The organism is Candidatus Chlorohelix sp., from assembly GCF_037138995.1.
In the GTDB taxonomy this organism is placed as follows: domain Bacteria; phylum Chloroflexota; class Chloroflexia; order Chloroheliales; family Chloroheliaceae; genus Chlorohelix.
Genome location: NZ_JBAXHI010000013.1, coordinates 86,825 through 96,662 on the forward strand (window position 1 = coordinate 86,825; position 9,838 = coordinate 96,662).

The 9,838-nt window shown below is 45.4% G+C and carries 2 protein-coding genes; both read left to right on the forward strand.

Translation table 11 applies throughout. From position 1 onward, the window contains the following. Positions 1-17: 17 nt before the first annotated feature. A complete protein-coding gene (locus WCK19_RS08300) occupies positions 18-2,132 on the forward strand; it encodes an AAA family ATPase (RefSeq protein WP_342396910.1) in 2,115 nt (704 codons plus the stop codon). A 20-nt stretch (positions 2,133-2,152) separates the two neighbouring features. Then, the coding region (locus WCK19_RS08305; protein WP_342396911.1) for a hypothetical protein at positions 2,153-9,838 on the forward strand (7,686 nt) is incomplete at its 3' end.

Here is a 9,838-nt window from a genome sequence, read left to right on the forward strand (position 1 = left end):
AAAGAAAAAGACGCTGTATGACCTTATCCAAATATGATATAACCCCAAATTGGAGTGAGCAAACCGCTGTAGCGCCATTGTTGCGAGTATATTTTTTCGGGAGATTTGAGGTACAGCAAGACGAACGAGTTATTGAAAGCCACCAATGGCGCAATGGAAAAGCTCGCAGCCTTTTCAAGATAATACTTTCTCGCCGAGGTTATCAGATTAGCCGCCAAGAAGCGATTGAACTGCTCTGGCCCGAACTTGACCAAGACCGCGCTTCCAATAATCTGAATCAAGCGGTTTACAGTTTGCGCCGTACTCTTGAGCCGGAGTTAAAAGGCGCGATTGCTTCGATTTATTTACGCACCGAAGGCAACAAAATCCAGTTTTACCCCTCTATGGTAAGCTGGATTGATACCGATGAATTTACCAAACTACTCAGGCAAGCGCATCTATCTAATGATTTACGACTGTATGAACAGGCGGTAGCCCTCTATCGCGGGGATTACCTGCTGGAAGATTTATATGAGGATTGGTCGGTAGCGCGGCGCGAAGCATTAAGGCACGAATTAACCGAAATTCTGATGCAAATGGCTTCTCTTTATTATGTACAAGGACAGATTGAAAAATGTCGCGAATGTTTTCACCGGGTGCTTGAGTGTGATTTCTCACATGAAGCCGCGCTACAAAAGTTAATGCTAACCTTAATTGAAACAGGCAAACGCGAAGAAGCCTTAGTTTATTACCGCAACTTTGCACAGCGTTTGAAAAATCGCCTGAACATTGAGCCACTTCCAGAAACGAAACAGCTATACCACAATCTAAGCAGCGGACAACATGCCGCACATCCGATAAAATTTGCGATACCTGAAAAAAATATCCGTTCTAGCAATGGTAATATTAATACTGCAACGACTGTCAATAAAAAGGACTCTACGCTAATCCAATTCATTGGAAAAGAATCGCATGCTTCCAAACCAACGGTAGGGCGTAATAACGTGCTTGAGATTTGGAATCGCCGCCTTGGCGAGGCTATTGCCGGAAACGGAAGTTTAACGCTTCTTTGGGGGGAAGCCGGAATAGGTAAAACCCACCTCGCCCAACAGATGTCTTTTCTAGCCAGCAAAGCAGGTTTTGAACCTCTCTATGCTGTCTGCCATCCCGACCAAACCGATACGCCCTACTATGCCGTTTTCAATATGCTAGAACAGGCTTTATCGCGCCTTGAACCTGCTGCGCTAGAAGAATGTTTGAACAATTGCAGCCCCGAATTATTCCGCTTTTTGCCCTCACTATCTCATTTGAGCGAATCAAGTGTTGCTGAACCTAATTCACAGGCAGTTTTTGCAGCGATAGCACATCTGCTAGGTTGGTTTCAGCACAGGCATAAGTTGGTACTAATTCTCGAAAATATCCAGCACATGCCCTCTGCTTCTCTGCGATTGCTGCGCTCTTTGATGAGCCACCACAACTTGAAATCGCTGTTGGTAGTAGTCACTTTGCACCCTATCGCCAATGAATTGGCACAACCTGAATTGGTTCGGTTACTCGATTCGGCTGGCGAAACGCCCGACACTATCTTTAGGTTGGAGCGTTTTGAAGCAAGCGAACTTTTGCGGTTGATAACCCTAAATGCCGAGCAGTATGTTTGGAATGAAGTATTGGAAGAAGTTGGGCATTTAAGCCAAGGTAACCCCCGCTTAACATTGGATTTAATAAGCGCGTGGTGGGACAATGGGATTTTACAGGTTGAAGACGGTACGCTGAAATTAAACCATACTCAAAATTGCACACTGCCTTTTAAAGTTATTTCCTACATAAAGTGTATTGTAAATGGCTTGAGCCATGAAGCACAAATACTTCTTGGGCTTGCCTCACTCATCGGTTACAACTTTAAATTTGAAACCCTGCGACAGATTATTCTGAATCGCTCGGATGGCGCGGGTTGGTGGATAGAGCTAGATAAAACCAAATTAGGTTCTGCTTTGCTAGAACTCACCGGTTGTAAATTAATCGAAGAACAGGGTATAGAATACAAATTCGCCTACCCTTTATTGATAGAAACGATGCTATCTACCTTTTCACATGGGCAAAGCAGTTGCTGGAAAGAAGTTATTGCTTGGTCAATCAGCCAGTCGCAGCCATAACGAATTAGATATAGAACTCTATGCTGAAATATACAATTACAAGTGAAGTTGTTGAGCTTGCGCCCGGTCAATCCGCAGACGTTACCTTAACCCTGTCAAATCAAAGTGAAATTATTGACCAATTCGCGCTCTACCTTCAGCCGCTAAGTACCCCAGAAGCTGCCGGTTTGTATCCCGAATGGGTTGTTTTCAATCCGACAAATTTCTCCTTGCGCCCCAGCCAAGCAAGCCATAACCCCAGCGAGGGAGAAGACCAGCAAACTATCACCATTAAGTTGACTTTGTCCGAAGGAATAACTGCCGGAGCTTATCATGGTCAAATAATTATACAGGCACGCAGTGGTTCGGATAATAGCTTGCTTATTCCCTTCCGATTGGTAGTATCTAAGGTAGAAAAGCAGATTTTTGAACTGCAACTGGCAGAGCGTATTTCTCGGCGCAGGGGTGAAGTTTACCGGGTTTTCCTAGCTAATCAAGGCAATGCGCCTGCTTTGTATTCCCTTTATGCTGAAGATACTGAAGATGCCTGCCGTTATGACCTTGCACCCGGCGAAGTTTATCTTGACCAAAATCAGGAAGCGCATATTACTTTGAAAGTGCGCCCACGTGAACGAAACTGGACTAAAGACCCGGTGCGTCATGATTTTGTGATTAATCTGGATGGTTACACCGAGAAACTGCAAGGCAATTTTACTCAGAAATGCGCCTTGCCCCCCGTTTTATGGCTCAAGCGCCGCTGGGTAATGATGGTCGCCGCTTTTGTGATTCTGTTCGGATTATTAATAGCAGGTTTATTTTTCCTATTTAGCAATTTTACTCCGGCTTTAGCAGTAGCTTGCGGACCATCCTCTCTTAGACATGTAAACCTGATAACGAACAATGGGAATACAGCCATTTTTGTTAGTGGACGCGCCGGTATAGACCCGCTGACCCCAGTACGTACTGAGAGCGCAAGCATTCTTCCCGGTATATTTGAACCGCTTGTCTCAGTTTCGCCGGACGGAAGAAGATTGGTTTATGCGACTGCGCGAAATCTAGCTATGGATGACACTAATCTGTGGATATTAGATTTGGATACGCGAAAGCCTACGCTGCTGGTAAATATACCTAGCGGTTTTTGGCCCACTGCGCCGGTCTGGTCTTCTGATGGCGAAACATTGGTGTACGTCAAGCGAAAGAAGCCGGTAAAGAGTGACACCACAGTAGCCACCACTACTAGCGCAACAACTACAACAGCTACTACCACCACCGCTGGTACTACTCCAAGCCCTTCACCGGATGTCGGCGCAAATGACCCGCTCCGCCTTGAAATGTACTTTATAGGGATTAAAGCTGGTTCCAAAGAAACTTTCCTGTCTTCGCCTCAGAATTTTGATCCTGCCCTTTTTTATGGAAATGAACAGCCGGTACTTTGTTGGACAACTAATAATTCCAGTATCCTAATTCGTCCCAAAGCAGGTGAACAAACCGTCCTTAAAAATCAACAGGTTGAAATCAGTTTCCCAGAAGGAAAAGTGGTACAAAGACCGCGACCGGGCTTTAATCTACCAACTCCTAAAATACCGAATTTAACACCTCCAAAAATTGGGGCAAATATCCAGTCTGACACAGGTTTGGCGGCAAACCGCTTTCTTCCGATGTTTTCTAACTCGCTTGCCCAACTCCCTGCCAATCAGAGCAATAACAGTTGCCCGGTGATTAATCCATTCAGTATGAATGACCCACGATGGGCAGATGTACCGCTTAGAGTTGGTATCACCAGTAAAGTGGGAGATTACGGGTGCGCTATAACCGCCGCTGCTATTCTTCTCAACCAATATTTGAATCAACTAGGCTCTACTTCAATTCAACCAGACGCACTGATAGATTGTCTAAGAGACAATACCAGTCCTTTAACTATAACTGGTTGGGCATTTATTGGGCAAAATTGCAGCGATATGAGACTACAATTGCGCGGACGTGCTGATTTTAGCTGGAATGAGCTAGATTCAATTTTACAGCGTGGACCAGCTATTGTAGGTATGTTGGGCGGACCCACTGGCAATCATTTTTTGGTTGTAACCAGCGGTTCAGGTGGGGATGCACGAAACTACAATGTAGTTGACCCATGGGATGGTTCCACCTACAAGAATCTTCAGAATTTTCTCAGCTTCGGTTATCGTCCTAAATGGTTATTATCCTACGAGGGACAAGGGTTTTTCTGTGGCGAGAATACTATAAACCAAGAGCCTAGCCCGCTTTCCATTGAAAGCAGTGGCATACAAGATGGCAAAATGTATCGGCAGGATGTGAATTTCAAGTTCGCTATTACCGGAAAAACGCTAACAACCACCCTCACAGCGATTGTCAAGATTCGTGACCCAAGAACCCCACCTAGCGATAGTTCGGTAGTTAATCTACCGGAAGGTCAGCAAATACCATTTCGGCAAGATGGTAATTATGTAATTTCTATTCAAGCTAAGAACCCGTCAAACCCGCCTGTAGAAGTGAATCGTAATATTTTCTTTACCGTTGATAATACATCGCCGGAAATTAAAGCCCGGATTCTTACAGGTGCTGACCCCAAAACCAATAAATATTCCGGACCTGTAACCCTACAACTGGATGCCACAGATGCTCTAAGCGGCATTTCTTCTATTGAATATCAGGTTGATGGTAGTCCTTGGCGTTCTTATACCAGTGACACTACCACAAACTCTATTACCGTTAAAGACAAAGGCGAACACGTTGTTAACTATCGTGCCACCGATGGCGCAGGAAATCTATCTTCGGTAGGGGCTGCTACTTTTACAATAGAACCGCCAATAAACCGGGAAGCTCCTGCCGCTGCCGGAATCGGTGGCAACCAAACCACTACAGGCGGGAATAATAGCGGAGGCGCTGTTCCAACTACCAAAGCTCCCGTAACTACGGCGCCGATAAATACTACTCGTGCTGTTACTCCTATTGTTGCAACGCCGACAGTTAAAGCCACGCCCACGGTGGCACAGCCAATTACAACCGCGTTACCCACTGCAACGCCTTTACCTACTGCAACGTCATTGCCAATTATTATAATACCTACCTCCGTAGTTGCTAGGACTACCGGGTTACTGGCAATTGATAATGCTCAGCTAACCTTTGGACCGGGCATATCTTCGTTAAATATCAAGCTCAGTAACACCGGCTCCGGCTCGTTAAACTGGACAGTTTCTCCGGGTATTAGCGCAAGCCTTCTCAAGTTTGGCAACAACAGTGGTGCATTACTATCTGGAACAGCTTCGATTTTAAGCGTAAGTCTGGCTTCAACTACTTTGCCATTCCAAGCGCAAAGTACCAGTTTCCAGATTGTTTCTGACGGTGGCAATAAAACCGTAACTGTAGTTATCAACCCGCAACCTTTGCCAACAGCAGTATTTTCTTCACCCATCACCGGAACAGTGCTTGGATTAGACACTCCTATAACTTTGACGATTAATACCAATCAAAGCACTGCTACACCAAATCACGCAGTTTTAATAGCTACCTATGTAACGGCTGCCGGATTACCGCCTGCTGATGTAACTTTAACCGCCAGACCAGCCACCAGCAATAGCTTTAGTATCAATTGGGATACAACCACAATAATTCCGCAAGCAGCCATCAAGTTGAGAGGTAAATTTTGCGTAAGCGCCGATGAGTCAATCTGTACTGACATTCCAGAGGTAACAAACCTTAATATTCCATTGGGCGGTTCTATTTCTACACCCACTGATGCCAGTATTTTATCTAGTTCTGCGATAATTTCGGTCACTGCTACCGGTAGAGCTAACCATGCTAAGCTTAAAATAGTTTTTCAGGACGACCTTTCCGAGGTGGTTATACCTTCGCCACCAGCATCAAATAACAATTGGTCGGTTACTTGGAATACATTGTCAATTAGACCAGAACGAGTTTTTAATCTCAAGGGGCTAATATGTAGTAGCGTGGACGAAAGTGTTTGCGTGAATATGCCGGATGTCCTTAACCTACGTACCCGTATGAGCGCAACCGTTACTACTAGCCAAAACCTGACCAGTAACAAAGTTTTGCCTACCACCATAAATGTCACTATCGGTAGCCCGACAGATAACATCGAGCATGTTTCGTTATATGCGACTTTTGGTTCTGGCGCTCCAACCCTGATTTCCAATAACATCAGGGGTACAAGTTGGCAAGGTAGTTGGAATACAACTGCTATTTCGGCACAAACAGGCATTATATTGGATGTAAAAGCTTGTTTTGACACTTCCGAAAATATCTGTACTCCGTTGGCATCCTTCCCTAATCTAATGGTGCAAGCTGGACCACCCAGTATAATCAAGATAATAGCAGGCTCAGGGCAAAGCGCGGTTACAGGCAGTTCTTTTGCACAACCTTTCAAAATTCAGGTTACTGATGCAAATAAAAACCCGTTACCACAAGTTGGAGTAATTTTTACCGCCCCCGACCCGTTAGCGGGTCCTAGCATTTTGTTTGGTACAGCCTTTACATCTAACACCTTTAGCGCCGTTACCGATGTAGGAGGTTTTGTTACAACCTCTCTATTTGTGGCTAATAACAATACGGGTAATGGCTATACGGTTAATGTAAGTGTTTCAGGAACTAGCCTTACTGCTAATTTGTTGCTTAACAATCTATTACCTAACTCAACCCCCATACAACCAAATGCGGGTTCAGGTCAATCTGCTATTGTTCAAACCAATTTTGGCGTTCCCCTCCAAGCAACGGTAGTTGATGCCACAAACCTACCTGTCCAAAATATAACTGTTACGTTTATGGTGCAATCAAACGGGGCAGGCGCAATATTTCCTTCTACTGCTAGTACCTCGGCGACTGCTATTACCGACATAAACGGGGTGGCGATTGCTCCCGCGCTTAAAGCTACATGCACCCCCGGCGCATTTACAGTAAATGCCTTTGCCAGCGGTCCCTATGTGCCGGCAACTTTCAGCCTAACCAATTTGCAGGGCGCACCGAGCAGCCTCCAAATAAGTGCGGGCAATAATATTAGCGCTACTGTAACTACCGCTTTTACGCCTTCATTTGCGGTGCAGGTTCGAGATATATGTAACAATAATCTCGATGGTCAGGATATAACCTTTACCGCCCCCAGTAGTGGGGCAAGTGGTACTTTTGCCAATGGTACCAATACCACAACCGTAAAAAGCGCAAACGGTGGTATTGCCGCCGCTACAAATTTCATCGCCAATACTACCGCTGGAAATAATTATCAAGTTTCGGCAGTAGTCGCCAGCAATACTGCTATTTCAACTACTTTTACCATCAGTAATATTCCCGGTCAGGCAGCTACTATCACACCGATAAACGGTAATGGGCAAAATGCCAAAATATTTACCGCTTTCCCTAACCAATTATCTGCCAGAGTAAAAGATGCACAGGGTAATTTGCTGATAACTGGTACTGTAACTTTTGCTGCTCCGAGCAGTGGCGCAAGCGGGAAATTTTCGACTACCAATAATAATGTTGCCACAGCTATAATTGATGCCAGTGGAGTAGTTACTGCTCCTGTATTCACAGCAAATGGTACTGCCAGCCTTGGCGCATATCAGGTTAGCGCTACTATTGGAAGCGCTACTAATGTATTTAGCCTAACTAACTTGCCCGGCGACCCTAATTCGCTGGTTGTTCTAGCTGTAACGGGGGGTAGCGGACAGAATGCTGCGGTCAATACCAACTATACTAGTCACTTAACAGCAACTCTAAAAGATGTAGGGGGTAATACTCTCGATGGCTATAACATTACCTTTACCGCGCCCAGCAGTGGCTCAAGTATAGTTTTCAGTTCCAATACCTATACACATTCTGTAACAAGCGCCGGAGGTGGGGTGGTGGACTCTGGCGCTATAACTGCGGGTAAAATTGCAGCCTCCAATTTTATTGTTCTAGCTTCGGTTGATTTGTTCCCAAGCGTGACCGCATCCTATACACTTACTAATAATCCGGGAAACCCTGCTGTTATAACCATAATGGCGGGAGATAACCAAAGCGTTAAGATAGGCACAGTTTTCACCACCAGCCTAGCTATATCAATTACCGATACTTTTAATAACCCCGTGCCAAGCACAGGTGTAACATTCGCTGCGCCTTCAAGCGGTACAAGTGGTACCTTCGCAAGCACCAACACCTATACTGCTACCGCCACAACCGGAGTTAATGGAGTGGCAACCGCATCGGCATATACAGCCAACACTATAGCGGGGAATAACTATGCCGTAAATATCAAAGTGACAAGTTTCCCGGCTGTAAATACGAATTTCACTTTAAGTAATTTGAAAGGCGACCCCAATAAATTAACTATTACGGGCGGCAACGAGCAAAGCGCCAGTGTTGATAATGGATTCAGCAATAATCTCAAAGCCACCTTGACCGATATAGGTAATAACACCCTTGATGGTTATCAGGTTACATTTACTGCAAGTGGGGTTAGCGCGAATGCTATCTTTACTGCCACTACCAGCAACATTACGGTTGTAAGCAGCAGTGGAGGGGGTTTAGTAGATTCGGGTGGATTCAAAGCAAATACCACTTCTGGAAGTTATACTGTCCAAGCGGCGGTAAACGGCTTCTCGGCGGTGACAGCTACCTACAACCTGAATAATTTAGCCGGAGACCCTGCCAATATCGCTATAAGTAATGGCAATTCCCAAAGTGTAAAGGTTAAAAATGTTTTCGGTACAAATCTAGAAGTTACCGTAACTGATTCGCATAGCAACCCGGTGAGCGGTACTGTGATAATCTTTGCTGCGCCCCAGTACAATCCGCCAACCGTTCCAAGTGGGAAATTCTCAAGCAGTAATAGCTATACCTCTACTGTAACCACTAATTCCAGTGGGGTAGCTACAGCTTCCGCGCTCACCGCTAATAAAACGGCAGGTGCTTTTTCTGTTACTGCCAGCCTTAGCGGTTTCCCATCCGTAACACCCGCTACTTTCAATCTTACCAATAATACCGATAATCCGGCAGCGCTTATAATAACAAATGGTGATGGACAAAACGCTGTTGTCAATAATAATTTTGCCAATAGCCTAATTGTCCGAGTTGAAGATTCCGGTCAAAACACATTGAATGGCTATACCGTCTTATTTACTTCAACCGTTTCCACCAGTCCGGGGGTGGTATTCGACAGCACAGCTTCTTATACCACTTCGGTGATTTCGCTGGCAGGAGGTATAGCTGATTCAGGTGGGTTAAAAGCAAATACAACTGCCGGAGCAAATTATTCGGTAAAGGCAACGGTGCAAGGCTTCCCCGCGGCAACAGTCAATTTCACGCTAACCAATAATCCGGGTACGCCTAATTCGATAGGAGCCGACTCAGGTGTGGCATTATCCCAAGCCATTACCGTTAATACTGCCTATGCGCCGCTAAAGGTGTTGGTAAAAGATAGCTACGGCAATCCTGTATCATCCGGTTACGATGTCACTTTCACAGCCCCATCTACCGGAGCAAGCGGAGCTTTTTCCAGCGGTAACTCTATAACGGTGCAAACCAATTCCAGCGGTGTTGCAAATCCCGGTACTTTCACTGCTAATACCGGAGCAGGCGCATTTACAGTCTCGGTAGCAGTTAGCGGCGCTACCAACTTGAATTTCTCAATGACCAATAATCCGGGTGTGCCTAATTCGATTGAAGCCGACTCAGGTGTGGCATTATCCCAAGCCATTACCGTTAATACTGCCTATGCG